The sequence below is a fragment of the Amycolatopsis sp. NPDC102522 genome, assembly GCF_055584485.1.
Map to the genome: position 1 here is coordinate 22985 of NZ_JBVJLY010000024.1, position 19345 is coordinate 42329.

Consider the following 19345-nt stretch of genomic DNA (forward strand, 5'->3'; position numbering starts at 1 on the left):
GTCCTCCTAGAGCGCGATGGCCGCGGGTCGGGCGAGCGACACGGGGGCGCCGATCGCGTGGGGTTTGACGATTCCGTTGGTGGAGCGGGTGACGGTCATGCGTTGCGCGTTGCCGTCGAGGACGATGACGGCGCCGCGGCTGATCGCGGAGGCGCCGCCGGTGACGGTGAAGCTGCCGGCCGCGATGTTGGCTGGGGTGGTTTGGATCCTGTAGTCCCAGACCATTCCGGCGTCGTCTCCGGCGGTGGAGGATGGTTCGCCGATTTCGGTGGCTCCGGCGATGGTGGCGACGCTGGTCCAGTCGTCTTGTTTCCAGCCGAGGTAGAGGACGACGCAGTTGAGGCAGGGCACGGTGACGGCGGGGTAGGCGATGTTCTGTGCGCTGCCGTTCAGTTGGGATTGGGAGTTGGTGAACACGCGCGGTGACACGCCACGGAATGCGGCCATCTGCGCGATGGTGTCGGCGTTCGCGGCGCCGTTGACGAACGTCACGGTTGGTGCGACGTCCCCGGTCTGGTGGATCCGCCACAGCAACGCGATGTTCCCGAACCCGAAGATCTGTTCCCACCCGGGCGGGAACGCCACGAACCCGGTGCCGGAGTTGCGGATGCTGACGAAGATGAGCTTGAGGTCACCGACCTGAAGTCCAGCGGGGTGGGTCGGGTTGAGCGACGCGTTGTTCCCCGTGACGGCAGCACTGGAGGCCACAAAGGACGGTGCGATCGCGGAGATCGCGGTGACGCTCATTTCCTCGCCGCCGACCACGATCGGGATCGGCATCTCGGCGGCGTCGCTCGTCCAGCCGGGGCCGGGGAAGTCGGAGACCAGCAGCTGTGTGTCTGCCGATCCGGCCGCGCCGAGCAGCACCGTGGTGTCGGTGTCGATCTTCCCTTTGGCGGTGTCGTCGAGCACGAGCACGTCATACGGGGACGCCGGGGTGCACTGGAACGTGATGTCGTGCGTGAGTCCGGTGATTTCCTCGGTGTAGCCGCGAACGAGCTGCGAGATGTCTTCCGGGGCGAGGATGACGGGTTTCGGGTTGTCGATGACGATGCGGTCGTCGAGGTTCACCATCAGCGTGTCGAGCGCGAGAGTGGGCGCGACCTTCGCGAGCTTCGCGACGTTGACCGCGATCGAGGGGTAACGGGCTTCGTCGACGACGCCGAGGTGTACCCGCCATGAGGCGGCGTCGGCTGTCTGTGCGTCGTAGGCGAGGTTGAGGGTGACGGCGGTGTCGTAGCGGCCGACGCCGACACCGGCCGAGGGTTCGGTGACGGCGAGCGGGCCGGTCGTCTGCTCGATCTGGGAGGAGCTGCCTCCCTTGCGGGTGACCGTGACGTCGTTCCGGAGCGCCTGGTCGTCCTCGACAGGACGGAATGGGGGTGCGAGGTGCCCGGCGTCGTAGTCGAGTGTGACGGCGGCACGCTGGTTGTAGAGGCTGTTCCCCAGCCGGTAGATCAGACCAAGAGCGTTCCGGCTTTCGGAGATGCTGCCCATGTCGGCGTCGGCTGCTTCGCTCATCAAAGTCAGGAACGAATCCCTGCCTTGCGCTCCAACACGGTTCGAAAGTGTTCCTTGTCCGTCGTTGTAATCCGCGAAGGAAACCGCGCTTTCGGAACAGACACGAGCCATTCTCGTCTGAGAAGTTTCGCCAGCGTAGCCGCGAAGCTGGGCCCCCAGGGGGGTCAGGTTCCCGTAGTAGTTGCGAACCATGACATGCCCGAACGCTGTGCCGACACACTGCCTGTATGGGTTGACCATAACGCCAAGACAGGACCCGATGGTGACACTTGGAATTGTGCCACTTCCCGAAACAAAAGGACCCACTAGTGGAATATTGACGATGGCCCAGTCGACGTTTGCGCCGTTCTGGACCAGTTCGACCGACACTTGCACTGGCCTGTCGTTGACGTCGAAACTGATGGGCGCAGACGTATAGATCGTCACTCGGTCTTGGTCATAGGCGCGAAGCTTCAGCGACCCACCCGTGCCGTAAATGAGGTCCCAGAATCCAGCCGTGCCCGAACTGTTGATCCGAAACAAGGTGTCTTGGTCGTCTTCGCCGGTGCTCGGAACGTGCATAAGGAACACGGCTTGCACCGTGCCTGTCGCAGGGCCCCACACGTCACCGACCCACTGACTCTGCTTGGAAACCGGGATCGGCGCCGAACCTGGAAAGGCAGAGTTCGTCGCAAAATCGGTCACGCCTGCGTTGACCTGCATCGGCAGGCCACCTATCCCAGACGCGATGGCAGTGGACTCACGTAGATCTTCGGCTGGCCAGTAGCCAAGGGGCGCCGGTGAGATCGTCGAGAACCCGCGATAGAGCGTTGACCGAAGCGACGCGTCACCCTGCCCAAGACGCCGAAGGATCCCCGCCGCTTCGATCTCGGTGTAGACGTCGTTCCCTGACGTGTCCCAACCGGACGGCCAGTTCGCCACCTCACCGAAGAACCTGTTCGACCGCACCTCGAAGTCGTCATACGAGAACACGACCGGAGTGTTCGTGTTGCCCGACCCGACACCCGAACGCACACCGACCCAGCCCGCCGCCCGATTCGCGAGCCGATCCGACCGGCCCTCCACGCTCCACGCGATCGGCTCCGCCGAGCTCGCCGCCCACACCTTCGCGCGCAACGTCTGCCCGTCCACCTGGAACCGGGTACGCAACTGCTGACCGGTGTACGTGAGCCCAGGGACGGTCGTGTCAGCCATGACGACGGTACCGTCAAAGTGAACAATCCCGAGCGTTACCACCTCGGCGGTAGAAATCTTCACCTGCGCAAGGAAATAGTCCGTTGTGGACAAGCCACCGGCAACGAGCGTTGCGGGCTCGACGTTCCCGCCCGTCACATTCGAGAACGGCATCGACACCGTCACCGAGACATCGACGTCTCGATACAACTGGGATCCCAGATAGTTCATGTGGTACAGGGGTGCCAAGGACAGCGAGTGCGTCGCCACGCCCGCTGCCACCGCGAAATCCGTCGACGGCGTACCGACCGTGGTCCATGCCCCGCCGACGTCCGCCGTCCCCCAGCCGTTCGACACCGTCCGCGTGAACGCGTCCTTCGCCGTCCGGATCCCGATTCGGATCGGCGTGTTCCGCCCCAACGACCCATACCACGGGCCGACAGGGTTCCGAGGCGAATACGTGCCACCCCGGTTGTTCAACGTCAACGTGCACGACGACGGCGCCACCGACGTCGCTTCATTCTGCCGACCACGCGTGATCCGGATCCCATCCCGCTGATACACGTGCGACGTGATATCCCGCCACCCGCTGTTCACATACAGCTCGACCGCCAAATCCCTAGGCGCATCAGGAAACACCGGTGCCGTCATGACCCCAACACCACCTGAACATTCCCACCCCGGACACGCACATACTTCCGGGCCACCTCCATAAACAAATCCTCCAACGGGGAACCGCCACCCGCGAACACCAGCTCCACACGCGCCACTGCCCCACCCTCGACCCGCGCACCACCAGCGGACTGCGCCACCGGAGCGGCATACGCCGAATCCACACCGACAGCACCACCGCCCGCGAACCCGTTCACACCAGCGTTGATGTCCTCCAACAGCGGCCGCCACTTCCGGGTCTGACTCGCCCGGATGACCATCTCCCCATCGGAACCCGCAATCGGCCCACGCGACGACAACGCGAGAATGCTGTCCGACGTCCCCGTCCCCGACCCGCGCATGACACCGCCACCGCGGATATCGAGCATGCCGCCCCCAGCAGCGAACCGCGGCACCGAACGGACTTCCCCGCCCGTGGCGTAGCCGACCAACCCACCCTTCGCATACCCCGGTGCCGGCCGGGCACCGTAGCCGGTGCCGCTGTTGAACTGGGCATTCACGGTGATCGTCGAGGTGCGGTTCCGGGCAGCCTGATTGATCTCCGCATTCGCGCGGGTCGTGTTCGCATCGACGATGATCCACGACACGGTGCCGTCGGCATTCCGCTTGGCCTCCAGCACCCGGTTCTTCGCGGCCTGGATGAACCCGTCGATCGTCAAGAACCCCTTGGCGCCATTGGCGTACTGGACAGCGGCCTCGATCTGGTTGTTCGCCGGGTTCCGTTGCGCATCAACAGTGACAACACCAGTCGAACCATCCGCGTACTGCACGACACTGGAGATCTGATTGGTGGCACGGTTAATATCCGCGGTCACCGACACCGCACCCTTGGTGTTCTGCGCAAACTCAGGGAGCGCCGCGATCGCGTCCTTCCCCTGCTTCGTATCAGCGGTGACGTAGGTAGTGATCTCCTTCGGGATCAGCCCGTACTTGTCGGCCAGGTCCTGCGCTGCCTGGCCCTGGATTCCCATCTTGTGCGCGATCTCGATGAACCGGTCCCGCTGTGTCTGCAGGCTGCCGTTGACCTTCTGCACGGCCTCGTCGAACGGCATGCCCTTCCGGACCATCTCGTCGATCGACGTGCCCGCCTTCGCGAACGACGACTGCAGCCCAGTCGCGAGATCCTGCAGCTGCGACCCGTTGGCAGTGAACGTATTCAGCGACCCGTCAGCGTTCAGCAACGACTTACCGAACCCATCGGCCTTGTCCATGCCGTCCTTCAGGCTGGTCTCCATCGCACGAAGCGAGTCATTCCCCGCCTGGACCGCCTCCTCGAACGTAGCGTTCCGCCCCTCCAGAATGTTGAGGACATCCACCAGCGCCGACAGCTTCTCCTCGCTGCCCGACGCGGCGTCCTTCATCCCGTCCATCGCCGACTCAAGAGCGGTCATGGACTTCGCGCTGGACTGCGACGCGACACCGAGCGCCTTGTTCGTCTCCGCCGCTTTCCCGAACTCGCCGCTGGAGCTCTCGACAATGTCAGCCAGCTGCTTCGCGGCGAACCCGGTGTCGTCCATCGCCGTGACCGTGCCGCCGACACCGATCCCGAGACGCTCGAACCTGGTCGTCAGCGCCTCCGCGCCACCAGCCACATGCGTGTGTGCTTCGGTGACGCCACGCAGCTGCGTCACGAGCTGCTTGCTCGCCTCCGCGTTCCCCAAATAGCCGGTCGTCAGCAACTGCACACCGCCCGCCCCAGCGAGCTTCTGCGTGTCGACGAGCAGGTTCCGGGTGCCGTCGTGCAGCTGGAAATTCGCGAGCTTGTCCGCAGCCTTCGCACGCACGGACTCGGTGATCGCACCCTTCGACTCCCGCAACGCCGACGCGAGATCACGCACCCGCGCCGCCTGCGCCGACGCGTCACCCGCCGCGTCCTGGTGCTCCTGCCCAAGGATCATCAGGCCCGCGCTCAACGCAGCAACCGCCAAGGTCGCAGGAGACAGCGCGGCCCCGGCCAGCGCACCCACCGCAGTGCCGGCCTTCGCGGCGCCCCGCTCAATCCCGCTGAGATCGTTACCGGCTGCCCGGACCTTGGCTCCGATACCTTCGAAGTTCCGTCCGATGTCGAGCCCGAACTTTGAAGCGATCATCGACACGGCCATCAGCGAGCCACCGAACTGGCTCACGCCCTGCGGCAACGCGTTCAGGACGGTGATCAAGGCCGAGAGCACCGACATCGCACCAGCGCCAGCCGACCCGAACCCGTTGAGGAATCCGATCGCGGCCCCGCCCTGGGAGGTCAGGTCGAGCAGCGAATTCGTCGCCAGGTCGAGGATCACGTGCAGCTGTGTCAGCGGCCCCGACGATCCGTTCGCGAGGTTCGCGAGCAGCGTCCCCAGCCGGGCCTCGACCATCCGGATCGTGCCGCCGAAGATCGCCATGCCCTGGCCGGCGCCCGCCGAGCCTTTCGACGCGTTCGCGAAGAATTCCCCAAGGCCCTGGCCTGCTTGCCCGGCGAACGATCGCACCCCGACGAGCGCCTGGTGCGAGTTCTTCAGCCCGATCACCATGCCCGGCAGCGCGCCCTCGGCGAGATCAGTGACCGTGCCGGTCAGGACCTTCACCTCGGCCGCGCTCGCGCCGAACGCCTCGTGTGCGAGCGGCTGCAGCCGGTCCCACGAATCGTGCAGGTCCGACGAAGCACTGACGAGCGGGCCGACCATGACCTGCGCCATGCGCGTCGAGTCGTCGACGATGTCGTTCGCGAGCTCGCTGTAGGAGCCGGACACCTTTTCGTTGGACCGAAGAATCAGCGCGCTGACGGCAACCATCGCCGCTCCCGGCAGAGCCAACGCGGTCGCCACCCCGGCGGCGCCGACCGCTGCCGCCGCGGGAAGCCCGATCGACAGACCAGTGAACAGCAAGGCATCGAATGCCTTGTTCGCACGGCTGGCCACACGGGACATCTCGCTATCGACAGCGGCGCCACCCCTCCGGGCGCCGCCGCGCATACCCTCTTCCAGCCCGCGCCCGGCTACCTGTCCGACGGCAGCCCCAGCCCGCTCGGCAGCGGCACCATCGACCTCGACGGGAACATGCGCCTTGACCCCGGCTTCAGCCCCGGCAACGAGGACCTCAAGCTCCTCACGGAACTTCGCCGCATCACCCGGCTCAACCGGGATCTCCGCATTCAGCAGACCAGCAGCACGGGAGAGCGACGCCTCGAGGTTCTTGCGGAACTCGGCGGTGTCCGGCGTGGCCGGGATCTTGATGGCGTCGGCCGCGGTGCGCTTGATCGACGCCTCAAGCTGCCTCCGCCACGCCGCGTCGATCGGGTTGGCGGCCTTGACCGGCAGCTTCGCCGGGCTCTTTTTCGTCTCCTTCTCGAAGCCCTCCGTGGCCTTTCTGGCCGCCTCTTCCCCGGCTTTGCCCAGCTTCCCGGAGAAGGATCCGGCGAACTCGTCACCGGCCGCGCTGCCAGCTTTCTTGGCCTTCGCCTTCTGGGCGGCGACGAACTTGTCGCCGTCGCTGTCGTTCCACCGAACGTTGATGGTGACGTCGTTCGACACCTAGCTCGCCTCCTCCCTGAACGCGTACTTCTCGATCTCCAGCAGCTGCAGCAGACGCTCGTCTGCGTCGAGCACGGCGGTCGGCGACATGCCGAACCGCTGCGCCGTCTGCAGCACCCATTGCACGAATTTCAGCTCGCGAGGGGCGCCATGGTCATCGAGGCCTCCAGCTCCGGATTCCTCGTCTCCGGCGGCGGCGCGGACTCGATGTCGCCACGCGTCGATGGCTGTTCTAAAGGGGCGGTCGGGCGGCGCGCCTCCATCCATGCCTGGAGGATCGGCAGCAGCACTGTGTCTTCCAGGCTGGTCATGCCCTCGACGGTCATCGGCACCGGAACACCGTCGAGCTCGACGTTCCACTCGACGAGGACGCTCACGAAGATGGCCAGGCGTTCCTGCCATTTCTCGGCGTCGTCGTAGTCGTTGCGCAGCTGGACAGAGCCGCGGCGTACACGAACCTTCAGGCCCTGAAGTTCGGGGTGGTCGAACTTCAGGGCGTAGATGGTGGGGCTTCCGTTGAATCCCATGTGGACGGTTCTCCGATCAGGACCAGGTGGGCACGGTGCCGTCGGCGAGTGCGAAGGGCACGGTGCAGGTGAGTTCGCCGGATGCGGCGCGTTTGGTCGAGTAGTCGGTGAGGACGCATTCGTTGTTGAGGGTGACCCCGTTGAGCGTCATCGCGACGGTGCGGACGACGGTGGTTGAGGACACGGTCTTGGCGATGTCGTGGAGCCGGTCGGTGGACGGGTTCATCACACCGTTGAGGGAGCCGGAGAAGTCGGCGAGCAGCAGCAGCCGCTCACGCGCCGACTTGTCCACACCGGTCACGTCCTGCTCCGCGCGCGGGGTCGCGAAGTCAAAGTCGGTGATGTCGTTCCTGATGTCCTTCGCGACGCCCGCCGCGTTGTCCACGGAGAACGTGGTCATCCCGAGTCCGCTGCTCTTGGCCATGGTGGTGCTCCTATCCTCGTTTGATCAGCTCGGCGAGCCGGGCCTGGTTGGTGTTGAGGTCGTCGACCCATGCGTCCGGGCCGGAGTGGCGGGTCACGGTCTGTCCGTAGGGGTTTTGGACGAGGTACAGCTCCGGCTTGTCGATCGGCACCCGGTGCTGCCGGAAACATTTCTGCCCGGCCTCGAACTTGAAGACCGTCTGGACGACACCGTCCACCAGTTCGCTGGTCTCCACGTACCGACGCGACTTGTCGCCGCGAATGTGCGCTGCCTGCTCCGCGCCGAGCGACGTGAACTCATTGCAGGTGGTGCGCCACCCGTTCAGGTACCACGGGCAGTGGTCCTCTTCGCACGTCCCGACCCGGAAGTGTGTGTCCAAAGGGGACGAGATCCGGTAGTGCTTGATGGTCATGGCGGGCTCCTAGAAGAAGGTGGGGGCGTCGTTGCGGTTGGCGACCACGGCGAACACGGCGTTGGAGAACGTGCCGACGGTGACCGCACGCAGGTAACGCTCGACGGTCTGGCCGCGCACCGTCTCGATCCGCTGCGTGGTGATCCCGGTAGCCGCGGTGAACCCGCCGCCGACGACGTCGGCCCACGCGTCGCCGACGCCGTTGTCGCTGGACTCCTGCAACTTGACCGTCACCGAGGTGCCGGTGAACGCGAACACATGCAGGTACGCCTGCAGCCCGTACACCGACGGGCCCGTGCCGGACGAGCCGACACCGAAGTCCACACCCGTACCGTTCGTCGCCGCGGTGTCGGTGCGCTGCCCGGCGGTGAGCTGATTCCCCCACTCCAGCCCGAATGCGTTCGCGACCGAGGACACGTCAAACGTGACTTCGCCCTCGGCGCCCCGCTTCGGGTCGTAGTTCAGCTGCTTCGACACCAGGCATGCGGCCGGCGCGCCGAGCGTGGTGCCGCGCCCGTAGGTGACGATCTGATCCGTGGTCGGGAGCAGCGACAGCCGCTCGTGCACGGACTTGAGCTGGCCGATTCCGTTGGTGGGGTTGAAGAACGTGGTGGCGTCGATCTTCCCGTCGCGGACGCCGAGGATCCGTTCCATCGCGCCCTTGTTGATGCCGGTGACGTCGATCGGCGCGGCGCCGCCCTGGATCTCGTTCAGCTGCTGGATGTCGCCGGACAGGTCGTAGCCGGAGATCCAGAGCGCGTCCCCGAGTCCGCTTTGCTTTGCCACGTCAGGCCTCCTGGTCCCACACGTCGTTGATGATGATCGGGACGAGCACGTCCATCGCCCGGTACTGCTTGCCGTCCTGTGGCACGTATCCCGACCGGGCGGAGAGCGGGATCCCGTGCGCGCCAAGGAGATCGACGAACCGGGCCTCCCCCTCGACCTCGAAGTCGGCGGACACCGACGCCATGAACTCTCCGGCCGCGCTCACGATGCGCGGGTCGATCCCGTCCTGCGGGTCGCCGAGCATGTCGGTGCGGATCCGGACCTTGATCCCGAGCCGCACTGAGGTCGCGGCGAGACCGGACCGCGCCGGGTCGATCGAATCGGTGAAGATCTCGCAGTGCACGCCCAAACCGGGACCGTTCTTCATCTCGTGCCCGGCGACCTTGTCGAACAAGCCAGTGCGCTTGGCGTGGTCGATCAGGCTCTCCTGGAACACGCCGTAGTCGAGGCCGCTCATCCGTTCAGCCTCCCCACGGCCATGTCGACCAGCGGCACCAGCAGCTGATCGGCCTGTGCCTCCAGCTGCTGCGTGGCGAGACGCCAGTGGTGGTAGCCCTTGAACCGGGTCGTCGCGTTCCGGGAACCGACGCCTTCCAGCCAGGGGCCGTAGTTGATGCCGCGGTCGTGGACGATCTGGTCGTCGCCCTGCCGTTCGGTCATCAGCTGGGTCTCGTAGTACGGCGTCGGGTTCCGCAGGGATGTGTCGAGCAGGGCATGGACGTTCGAGAGCGCCTGCCCGCCGAGCCTGTTCAGCCCGTCGTCCTCCAGCTGCCGCATCGCCGCCGGGTTCCGCTCGTCGAAGAACGGACCGGTGATCGTGACGGTGGCCATCAGCCCACCACCCTGATCCGGGCTTTGCGGCCGTGCGCGTCGTACACCTGGTCGCGCAGGTCCTGAATGGACTGCGCCATCTTCATCGCCGACTCCCCCGCGCGGATCTGCTGCCCGTAGCCGCCGGTCTCCTGGCTGAGAGTGAGGATCGCTTCGGCGATGTTGAGCTGCCGCACCAGCGGCGGCGCCACCCACGCCGACAGGGGCCCGGCGCTGTGCTCCGCTGCGATCGTGCCGACGACACCGCGGTCGACGACCAGCCGCCGCGGCGAGTAGATCGTGGCCCCGGTGAGGTGGCTGTCGAGGACGCTGCCGTCAACGGCGCGCGTCACGATCAGCGTGTTCCCGGCGATGTCGTCGATCCGGATCCGTTCGCCGCCGATAAGGATCAGCTCACCGGCCGCGAACCCGGCCCCGTTGGCCACTGTGACCGTGTTCGACTTGGACTTGTCCGTGAGGTCGACGGCGAGGGTCTGCCCGGTCGTGACGAGGATGCGGCCGGTCACCAGCAGCCGCTCCTCACCGGCGCGCAGCAGCGACCCGACACCCACCACCGAGCCGTCGGTCACGTCGATCGTGCGCAGCGTGGCGTCCACGCCGGACGCGAGCACGCCGGCGTCGGCCGCCTCGTCGCTGTAGCCGTACCAGCCGGTGGCGGAGATCGCGCGCTGCCGGGTCGCCCCAGCGCTGAAGCTCGCCGCGGTGCTGTCGTCGGTCTCCAGGCGGGTGAACGGGGGCCCGTCGTCCGGGCGCAACAGGATCGACGGATTCGGGATGGTGACGCCGCCGGATGTCGCGGAGGTGATGGAGATCAGCTCGTTCGCGTCGAGCCACAACCGGTTCGGGGTCGGCGACTGCGAGTTCGGCCAGTCGAACGTCATCGTCCGCAGCTCGGGGAAGAAACGCCGGTGACACAGGCGATCCACGGAACGCGCACCCGCGACGATGGCGCGGTCGACCTGCGGATTACGCCGCGCGGTCTCCGCCACGTCCAGAGCGGACTTCACGTCCTCCCTGGTGCAGTAAGGGATCTTGCTGTCCATCCTGTGCCCTTGCTTTCTTGGCCGTGCCGCCCGTGAGCGGCAGGGGTGGAGCGGTATTCAGTTGTGCCCTGGCCCTGTGGTCAGGGTGGGAAGCTCGAACCCGCGGTGACCGGGCGCGGCGGCCGGAACCCGCGCCGCCCACCGGTCTCCCACGTCGTGCCGTCGAACCGGCAGACCCGGAACCCGGCGCTGTCCTCGGTGAGCGGCTCGCCGCACTGCGGGCAGGCCACCGTTTCCCGGGCTTCGTCCGCGTACCGGAGGTCGGTGTAGTCGCGGAGGATCTCGAGCAGCCCGTTCCAGCCGGAGCCGGGCGGGCTGGTGCCGGCGCTGATGGTGTGGACGGTCGGGTTGTGCGCGGCCCCGGTGCCCGCCGCGCGCTGGGCGGGGACGAACACGGCTCCGGCGGCGGTATCGACGGACGCGGCGCCCGCCGTCCCCGTCGCGGCGGCGGCCTCGGCGCGCGGCGCGACCCCGGCGGCCGGCGTGTCTGCCGTACCGATTCCTCCGGCGGCGGCTGCTGCCGGGCCGACGGCGGCGCGCGGCGTGCTCGCCGTTCCGATACCGCTGGCGGTGGTGGTCGGGGCGGTGACCGCCGTAGACGGTGTGGCCGCGGCGCCGACTCCTGTGGCGAGTCCGGCCTGCGCGGTCCCGGCGCCGGTCGAGGTGACCGTCGGGTTCCAGCCCGCGCCGGTACCACCGGCGGGCGCGGCGTTGGCCGACACGGCGGGGCTGGTCGCCCCGGCCGTGCCGGTTCCGGTGCTCTGGCCCGCCGCCAGAGCAACGCCAGGTGTGGGGGCGGCCGCGGCGCCGCTTCCGCTCGCCGCCCCCGCGACCGGGGAGATCGCCGCGCTCGAGGTCCCGGCCGTGCCTGTGCCTGCCGCGATGGCGGGCCGTGGGGAGATGGTGGTGGTGGGGTTGCTGGCGCTGCCGGTTCCGGTGGCGCGTCCGGCGGGTGCGCTGGTTTCGGTGGTGAACGTGGACACGGTCGCGGCGGGCGCGGTGCCGGTTCCTGCCGCGGCTGTAGCGGCTGGTGCGATCCGGGCCGATGCGCTGCTGGCGGCTCCAGTGCCCGTTGCCTGGCCTGCCGGGAGCGCGATGCGGGCGGCCGCCGAGTTCGCTGTGCCGGTGCCAGTCGCCGCGCTGGGCGCCGGGCTGACCTTCGTCGTCGGCGCGCCTGCCGCGCCCGTACCTGCCGCGTTCCCGGCGGGAGCGTTCGTACCCGTGGTGACGTCGGCGGCGGCGAAGTCGTCGAACCGGATCGCGTTGGTCGACTCGGAGCGGAACCCGACGCTCGTGCCGGTGGTGACTGCGGTGTCGGTGACGGACACGCGGACGACGCCGTTGACGTAGCCCTTGATCGCCGAGCCGACGGCCTCCACTTTCGCGACGTCGCCGGGGGCCGCCGCGGCGGCGTAGGAACCGATGGAGGTGAACGAGCCGCCGACGACGGAGAACAGCGCCCACGAGGTGCCGTCGTTGCGCCACAGGTAGCCGGAGGTGATGTTGCTGTTGCCCCGGCACCACACGCCGTGGCTCGCCGCGATGGTGGCGGCGATGGTGGCCTGGGCGTAGTTGTCGTTGCCCGCCATGGCCCCGGCCGCGCGGAGGATGACGGTCCCGCCGCTGTTTCCTGCGGAGAGCTGGTTCGACACGATCGACCAGTCGCCGGACACCTCGACCCAGTTCGCGCCGAGGTTGGTGCTGTCGGCGCGGTTGAAGTCGTCGGTGAAGCTGGTCATGCGGGTTCACCTCCCTCCACATCGGACGGTCACGGGCTGGGGTTAGAGCGTGAGGGCGAAGATCCCGGCGGCGTTCCACACGACGGTGAACGTCCCGGCGGTGACGGACTGGGTGCCGCCGAAGTAGTTGAAGCAGACACCTTGGTCGGCGACGGGAGTGGTGAGCGTGTCGTCGTAGACGAGGCAGCCGAACACTCCCGCGAGCGTGGCCGCGCTGCCGTTGGCGGTGTCGGCGGCGTCGAACGTGTACACGTTGGACGCGAACCCCGAGGTGATCGAGCCGAGCGCGACACCTCCGGCGGCCCAGCCGCCGTTGGACTGCTCGTTCGCGACGGCCCACTGCCCGGCGTTGTAGGCGAAGCTCGCGGCCGCGGCGGTCTGGTCCGGGGTGATGCTGTTGTTGTAGAGCGCGGCCTTGAATGCGTCCGAGTTCAGGTCGAACGCGTTGGTGCGGTTGAGGGCGTCCGTGAGGAACGCGGATGAGATCTTGCTGTTGGACCAGGCCATCGGGTTCTCCTACTGTGCGTTCCCGCGCGCCGTCGGCGCGAACACGGTGACGTCCTGGCCGTCGTCGCGGACGGTCGAGACGCTCATGACGGGCCTGCCGTCGTGCAGCTGCACCTGCTCGTCGCCGACGTAGTCCTCCCGCTCGTGCACCCGGAGTTCGGCGCGGGTGCCGGCGGGGACGAGCGGGACGGTGAGTCCCGCGAGGCCCTGGCACGCGTGCATGCGCGTGTGGGGGCGGGCCTCGCGGGTCACGTCGGTGACGGTGCAACTGGGGTGAGGGCATTCCCACCGCTGCTCCGGCGGGGAGAGCAGCGGGACGTTCACGACGAAGCGCCCGCTTCGCCCGCGCCTTCGGCTGCCTCGGCCTCGACGGTCGTGTCGCTGGTGTCGACCAGCTCGACGATCTCGGCCTTCGTCAGCGACTCGACGCCCTCACGGTCGTGACCGAGTCCGACGGCATAGTCGACCCAGTCGGCCTTGCGGGCGTTGGCGTCAGGCCGCTCCGGGGCGCCCGCCACGGTTTCGTCGGCGACGACCTCGGCCGGTTCGCCGTCGATGGTCGGTGCGCGATCTGCGTGGATCTTCGGCATGTTCTGCTGCCTCTCCAGCCTCAGCTGCTCGTCTTCCATGATCGGGTTGTTGGTGCCGCACTGCGGACACGCCGGAACATCCACCGCGTACGCCGCGGTGCAGTCCCGGCAGATCCACGCCGACATCAGGCCCCCATGGCCGGGAGGTTCGCCGGCGCCCTGCCCGCGCGCAGGTCACGGGTCACCGCGTTGACCGTCCCGGCGCCGGTCGAGGTGAGCTTCACGAAGCAGTAGGTGTCCGAGAGCTGCGTGCCCTCGACCTCCACGACCATCGCGTTCTGCGTGGCCGCTGCCGCCGTGACGACCGTGGCCGCCGCTGCCTGCGTGCGGCGGGTCCACGCGTCCGAGCCGTTGCCGGTGTTCGTGTGGTACTCGGTGATGCACGCCAGGTTCTGCGCGCCCGTACCGGCCGAGTCCTTCGCTTCCTGCAGCGTGTACGTGTCGCCCGCCGCGCCGGTGAGGAAGCAGAGGAACGCGACCCCTCCCGCGTTCTTCGCGTTGATCCACACGCCATCGGCGGCCGGGGTGGTGTTGAACAGTCGGCCCAATGCCTTCTGCGCCATGAGCTTTCTCCTGTCTCAAAGGGATTTCGTGCCGGGGCGACACTGCCGGCCCGGATAGAGGCCGCCGTCGGGGTGTGAATGCCGACGGCGGCCGGTCGGGGTCAGAGGAGTTCGACGAACGGCGACAGCTTGTTGCTGGAGCCGTTGGCGGGGGTGATCGCGGACTGGAGCCACGGGGTGCCGTCGACGCGCTGGATGATCCGGTACGTCGTCTTGTCGGAGCCGAAGTTGTAGTCCGTCGAGCTGTCGGCGGACATGGTCTGCCGGTCGCCGACCAGGTAGTAGGACAGGTCGCAGAACGCGAGGTCGCCGCGGGACCCGAGCTGGCCGCCCTTCTCGGTGATGATCAGCGGGCGGCCGAGGATGCTCATCGGCATCCCAGCCGCGGCGTTGACGACGAACACAGAGTTGCCGCCGGTGCCGACGGTCAGCGACATCTGCAGCAGCTGCGGGATGGCGTCCGGGGAGCACATCCACACCGCGTTGTTCAAGCTGCTGGGGAGCATGCGGGCGAACATCTTCGTGATGTCCACGTAGCTGATCTGGTTCGAGTTCGCGCGCGTGACGGTGACGGCGGCCGAGTTCCCGGCGCCGCGGAACCCGAGCGGTTCGCCGTCGCCGGAGCCGACCTGGAACGCGGTGTCCTCGGAGAACGCGATGGCCTTGGGCCACAGGGTCTCGATCAGCGCACTGAAGGAGATGATGGAGTCCTGCAGCAGCTCGTTCGGCACTGCGGAGAGGCCGGTGAGTTTCTTCGCGTCGAGGGTGATGCGACCGAACTTCGGGTTGCTGTCGGTGAGCGCGGCGCCTTCTTCACCCCAGAACGCGATCATGCCGCCGAACACCGAACCGACGTTCGTGGTGGTGTCGATCATCGGGAACGGGACACGCGCCGAGTCCATCGGGACGACGGTGGCCAACGGCCGGACGATGGCCTGCTCGAGCGCGATCTGCAGCAGCTGGCTGCGCAGCGTCTCCGGGACGAGGAACCCGCCGTCGGCCGGGGACACGGAGCCCGCCGCGTTACGAAGCGTCTCCAGCTTCTTGTTGTCCGGCTTCGGGTTCTTGTGCCAGATGGTGCGCGCGTAGTCGAGGCTGTTGTCGAAGTGCTCGTCGAGGATCGCGCCGGGCGCGTCCGGGTTGTGGGCGGTGGCCTGCTTGTGGCTGGTGAGCATGCTGCCGCGCTTGGCGGTCGGCGACAGGTTGAGCCGGTTGATCTGGGCGGCCTGCTCCTCGTCGACCTTGTTGTTGATCAGGAAGTCGCGAAGGCCCTTCTGCACGAGGGCCTGCAGCTCGACGTCGAGGTCACCGCCCGTGGGCTGAGCCTGGTCGCGGTAGGCCTTGATGAACGCCGCGAGCGTGCCGGTGTCCTTGAGGACGTCCTTGGCGCGGGTGGCGTCGTTGAGGATCTCGTCGAGTTCCTGGTCGTTCTTGGGGATCGGCGGGGCGGTGTTCACGATCCGGCCGATTCGCTGGGCGGGGATGCCGAAGCGGGCGAGGCGGTCGCGCTGCCCAGGGGAGAGCGTGGCGGTGGTCATGCCGAGGTTCCTTCCTTCATCAGGGCGTGCAACAGCTCGTCCACTGTGGACGGAGCAGGTTTGAGGAGTCCGCCGACGAGAGCGGACCAGGTGTCAGCCGGGCCCGGCGGGGTCTCGACCGGGCCAGGCTGACTTTCGGAGTCCGCCGACGGGGAAGGTTCGGCAGGCTCCGGCTCGGTGGGCACCTCGAGTTCGGGCGCCGGGGCGGCGGGTTCCGGCGCGGGCTCGGCGGCCGGCGCCTCCGGCTCGACGGCAGGCTCGGCCGGTACGGACTCGTTCGGTTCGGGCTCGGTCGTCTCCGCGACCAGCGCGGCGACCGGTTTCGGCGCCGGAGCTTGATCACGGCCCTTGTAGTGGTAGGCGAACACGGTGAGGTCGTAGGACTTCGCCATCAGTGCGTCGACGTCCTCGTCCTCGCCGGGCACGACGGACTCTTCGGCCGGTGCGTCTTCGTCGGCGTTGTTGACCTCGTCGCACAGCCCGGCGGTGAGCGCTTCGGCGCCGGTGTACCAGGTCTCCTCACGCATCGCCGCACGCCAGGCCTCGACGGTCCCGCCCGCCTGCTGCAGGTAGATGTCGGCGATGTTGTTGGAGGCCTGGTCCAGGACGTCGACCATCTTCTGCATGTCCGAGGCGTTGCCGATGCAGATCCCGCTGGCGTCGTGGATCATCATGGTGGCGTTGCGCTGCATGATGATCCGGTCTCCGGCCATCGCGATGAAGCTGGCGGCGGAGGCGGCGAGACCGTCCACACGCACCTCGATGGTGGCGGAGTGGTCACGCAGGGCGTGGTAGATCGCGAGCCCGTCGAACACGTCGCCGCCCGGCGAGTTGATGTGGACGATGATGTTGTCGACGCGCAGCGCCATCAGCTCGCGGACGAAGTCCGATGCCTCGCAACCCCAGTAGCCGATCTCCTCGTAGAGGTAGATGGCCGCGGTCGACGGCTGGTCGACCAGGTTCCGGATCTGGTACCAGGTCTTGCCGTCGGTGATCTCGTCGGCCTGTTGCTGCGTGACGCGCAGACCCTGCAGGTTCCGCTGCGCGCGGAGCCGGGCGCTCTTGGACATCACTCGCCTCCCTCGGTGGTGTCGGGGCGCCAGACACCGACGACGGTGCCGCGGCAGCGCCAGCGGCCGAGGCAGTCGATGTAGCCGCCGGCCGGGTAGAGCTTGTTCAGCGGGCCTTGGTCGTCGGTGTTCGCGATCCACCGGCCATGGATGTCGCGGCATGGGGCGCAGGTGTTGGAGTCCATCTGCTCGGAGGCGTACAGCGCGCCGACCGGTCCTGACGCGAAGGTTGAGACGCGGGCCTGGTTCTGCGCGTCGGTGAGCGCGGAGCCGAGCGCGGCTTCCGTTGGCGCGTCGGACAGTTCGTCGAGGTACGTCTTCATGTGCTCGGCGACGACGTCCTCGTCCGGCTCAGGCCCGGCGACCCGCGCGGCTTCGCGGCCGGCGGTGAGCGAGTACCGGCGGGCCTCGAAGTCCGCGATCTCCCGGGCGGCTGCTTCGAGGTCGTCGGCGGTGGGCCAGGTCGGTGTGAGGTCGATGTCGTTCGCGGCGGCTTCGTCGACGACGTGCCCGGCGGCGGTCTCTCCCATGGCGGCCATGGCGTCGGCGAGGAGCGTGGTGGCGTCGGCGATGTCGACGGAGAGCGTGCCGAGGTCGGCGCGGGTGCCGTCCCCGCCGAGCGCCGTCTTGATCGCGTCGATCAGCGCGGTGATCCACTGGGCAACGATCGTGGTGTTCCATGTTTCGACCAGCGCGGCGAGCGCCGCCGTCCATGCCTCTTGCACCGGCGCGAGGTCGACGGCATCGACAGCGTCCTTATCGGACTCCGGCCACCCGGGCGGCGGCTCCAACGGCGGCGCGTTCCGCACCGGCAGCCGCTCGGTGAGCAGCTTCGCGAGCAGGTTCCCGACGCCGGCAGGCTCGGCGGGCAGCGGGGGTTCGGTCGTGGCCGGTTCGGGGGCGCCCGGCTCGGCGGGGGTCGGGACCGGGCTGGGCGCGTTCGGAGGCTGTGGCGCCGGGTCGGGGGCGCGTTCTTTCCATTCCAGACCGGCGGGGAGCTCGTACGCCGTCGCCGCGCTGTTGCCGTCGAATCCGACGTTCACGAGCGCGGCGACCGCTTGTGCGCGGGAAGCGCGGTCCGCGTTCTCCGCGGCTTCGTCCTGCGGGACCGGGGAGTCGTAGTCGACTTCGAGGCCGCTGGTGGTGTCGCCGAACAGCGGCAGCAGCTTCGTCTGGAGCGCGTTCCGCCAGCGGTCGGCGCGCGGGACGGTGAGCCACTTCGCGAAGATCCGCTCCCCGGATTCGCCTTGGGCACGGTTGACGTCGTCGGTGATGCCGAGCATCCCGCGCGGGAACCCGAACGCTTCCATGATCGCGTCCCGGCTGACGCCACGCAGCTCCGCGAACTGCATGTCGCGCTGCGTGTACTTCCGCTCGACCCACTTCGCTTGCTCGAGGATCGCGACCCGGTGCGCGCGGGAGACGCCGCGGTGCTGCTCTTCCCAGCGGGTGCGGAGCTGGTCGAACTCGGGGTCGCTCAGGGACTCGGGGACTTCGATGATCCCGCCCGGTTCGGCGCTGTTGCGGAAGAAGTTCGCGTTCCATTCGGCCGCGTACTGGGAACCCATGACGTCGGTGAGGACGGTCTGCACCGGGCCGAGGCCACGGTAGGGCTCGGTGGGGTGCGGCATCCGGACCTGGATGACTTCCTCATTGAGCAGCGGGACGCGTTCGCCGTCGGGTGAGGTGTAGATCCACCCGGCGAGGTAGGCGTAGGGGTCGGGAACTGGGTTCATGCGGTCCGGCCGGACGGGCCAGAGTTCGAGCGGCAGGTTCTTGAACCGTTTGTCGCGGCCGACGACGAGGAACGCTTCGCCGGTGAGGTCGACGTGCTGCTGCTCGATCTCGAACAGTTCCATGCCGGACATGAACGGGTTCGGCTTGCGAACGATGTCGAGGAACGCGTGTGTGGTGACCGGGGTGCGGTCTTCGTCCTTTCCGGACCTCGCGGGCTTATACAGGTTCCAGTCGATCTTCGCGAGTGCGGTGGAGGTGCGGTTGACGATGCCGAACACGGTGCCGTTGGTGGCCATGGTGTCGAGCTCGCCGACGGCGTCGCGGCGGTTGAACCAGGTGGAGGCGCCGGTGGCGGAGCGGCCGACGATCGGCACAGGGGCCTTGTTCTGCATGGCGGCCGGGCGGCGGACTCCGCCGAGGAGGCTAGCCACGCTCGCCGTCCTGGTCGGCCTTGCGCTGGCGGATCTCGGTGTCGATGCGGGCTTCGAGGAGCCACAGGGCAACGCCGGTGGCGGCGAGCCCCGTGGTGAGGTTCCAGCGGTAGGCGGCGATGACCAGGAGGACGAGGCCCGCGAGGGCGAGAATGACCATGCCGAAGCTCTTGCCGAAGGGCGCAAGGAGCGCGGCGAAGGTCTTGAACATGGGCACAATGTACAGCCAGTCCCGATCAAGTGGACACATTGCGCAGGTCTTCGACCAGCAA

19 protein-coding genes are annotated in these 19345 nt (G+C 67.9%); all 19 read right to left on the bottom strand.

What is annotated here, in order from left to right; translation table 11 throughout:
• Positions 1–6: 6 nt before the first annotated feature.
• The 19 genes from ACZ6YV_RS36470 to ACZ6YV_RS36560 all read right to left on the bottom strand — a co-directional run bounded on the left by ACZ6YV_RS36470 (position 7) and on the right by ACZ6YV_RS36560 (position 19284).
• Positions 7–3345: a hypothetical protein gene (locus ACZ6YV_RS36470; RefSeq protein WP_465513944.1), complete on the bottom strand. Its 3339-nt coding sequence runs from the start codon at positions 3343–3345 to the stop codon at positions 7–9.
• Entirely contained in the window at positions 3342–6875 is a 3534-nt protein-coding gene (locus ACZ6YV_RS36475; protein ID WP_465513945.1) for a hypothetical protein, read from the bottom strand. The genes ACZ6YV_RS36470 and ACZ6YV_RS36475 overlap by 4 nt, the downstream gene beginning before the upstream one ends.
• On the bottom strand, positions 6876–7001 hold the full coding sequence (locus ACZ6YV_RS36480) for a hypothetical protein (RefSeq protein WP_465513946.1): 126 nt from the start codon (positions 6999–7001) through the stop codon (positions 6876–6878).
• A gap of 5 nt (positions 7002–7006) precedes the next feature.
• Positions 7007–7402, bottom strand: a complete 396-nt coding sequence (locus tag ACZ6YV_RS36485; protein ID WP_465513947.1) for a hypothetical protein — start codon at positions 7400–7402, stop codon at positions 7007–7009.
• A gap of 16 nt (positions 7403–7418) precedes the next feature.
• Positions 7419–7826 carry a hypothetical protein gene (locus ACZ6YV_RS36490; RefSeq protein ID WP_465513948.1) on the bottom strand — a complete coding sequence of 136 codons (408 nt, stop codon included), beginning with the start codon at positions 7824–7826 and terminating at the stop codon, positions 7419–7421.
• Between the two features lie 10 nt (positions 7827–7836).
• Entirely contained in the window at positions 7837–8238 is a 402-nt protein-coding gene (locus ACZ6YV_RS36495; protein WP_465513949.1) for a hypothetical protein, read from the bottom strand.
• Positions 8239–8247: 9 nt separating this feature from the next.
• Entirely contained in the window at positions 8248–9024 is a 777-nt protein-coding gene (locus ACZ6YV_RS36500) for a hypothetical protein (RefSeq protein ID WP_465513950.1), read from the bottom strand.
• 1 nt (position 9025) lies between these two features.
• Positions 9026–9481, bottom strand: coding sequence for a hypothetical protein (locus ACZ6YV_RS36505; protein WP_465513951.1), 456 nt, complete (start codon positions 9479–9481; stop codon positions 9026–9028).
• A complete protein-coding gene (locus tag ACZ6YV_RS36510) occupies positions 9478–9855 on the bottom strand; it encodes a hypothetical protein (RefSeq protein WP_465513952.1) in 378 nt (125 codons plus the stop codon). The genes ACZ6YV_RS36505 and ACZ6YV_RS36510 overlap by 4 nt, the downstream gene beginning before the upstream one ends.
• Positions 9855–10898 (bottom strand): hypothetical protein, encoded by a 1044-nt coding sequence (locus ACZ6YV_RS36515; RefSeq protein WP_465513953.1) that lies wholly within the window; start codon positions 10896–10898, stop codon positions 9855–9857. The genes ACZ6YV_RS36510 and ACZ6YV_RS36515 overlap by 1 nt, the downstream gene beginning before the upstream one ends.
• Positions 10899–10978: 80 nt before the next feature.
• A complete protein-coding gene (locus ACZ6YV_RS36520) occupies positions 10979–12637 on the bottom strand; it encodes a hypothetical protein (RefSeq protein WP_465513954.1) in 1659 nt (552 codons plus the stop codon).
• A 42-nt stretch (positions 12638–12679) separates the two neighbouring features.
• On the bottom strand, positions 12680–13144 hold the full coding sequence (locus ACZ6YV_RS36525; RefSeq protein ID WP_465513955.1) for a hypothetical protein: 465 nt from the start codon (positions 13142–13144) through the stop codon (positions 12680–12682).
• A gap of 9 nt (positions 13145–13153) precedes the next feature.
• Positions 13154–13396, bottom strand: a complete 243-nt coding sequence (locus tag ACZ6YV_RS36530; protein ID WP_465513956.1) for a hypothetical protein — start codon at positions 13394–13396, stop codon at positions 13154–13156.
• A 68-nt stretch (positions 13397–13464) separates the two neighbouring features.
• A complete protein-coding gene (locus tag ACZ6YV_RS36535) occupies positions 13465–13860 on the bottom strand; it encodes a hypothetical protein (RefSeq protein WP_465513957.1) in 396 nt (131 codons plus the stop codon).
• Entirely contained in the window at positions 13860–14297 is a 438-nt protein-coding gene (locus ACZ6YV_RS36540; RefSeq protein ID WP_465513958.1) for a hypothetical protein, read from the bottom strand. Before ACZ6YV_RS36540 ends, ACZ6YV_RS36535 begins: the two co-directional genes overlap by 1 nt.
• Before the next feature lie 101 nt (positions 14298–14398).
• Positions 14399–15835 (bottom strand): phage major capsid protein, encoded by a 1437-nt coding sequence (locus ACZ6YV_RS36545; protein ID WP_465513959.1) that lies wholly within the window; start codon positions 15833–15835, stop codon positions 14399–14401.
• Positions 15832–16905, bottom strand: a complete 1074-nt coding sequence (locus ACZ6YV_RS36550; protein WP_465513960.1) for a head maturation protease, ClpP-related — start codon at positions 16903–16905, stop codon at positions 15832–15834. The genes ACZ6YV_RS36545 and ACZ6YV_RS36550 overlap by 4 nt, the downstream gene beginning before the upstream one ends.
• Entirely contained in the window at positions 16905–19073 is a 2169-nt protein-coding gene (locus ACZ6YV_RS36555) for a phage portal protein (RefSeq protein ID WP_465513961.1), read from the bottom strand. The genes ACZ6YV_RS36550 and ACZ6YV_RS36555 overlap by 1 nt, the downstream gene beginning before the upstream one ends.
• On the bottom strand, positions 19066–19284 hold the full coding sequence (locus ACZ6YV_RS36560; RefSeq protein WP_465513962.1) for a hypothetical protein: 219 nt from the start codon (positions 19282–19284) through the stop codon (positions 19066–19068). The genes ACZ6YV_RS36555 and ACZ6YV_RS36560 overlap by 8 nt, the downstream gene beginning before the upstream one ends.
• Positions 19285–19345: the final 61 nt, after the last annotated feature.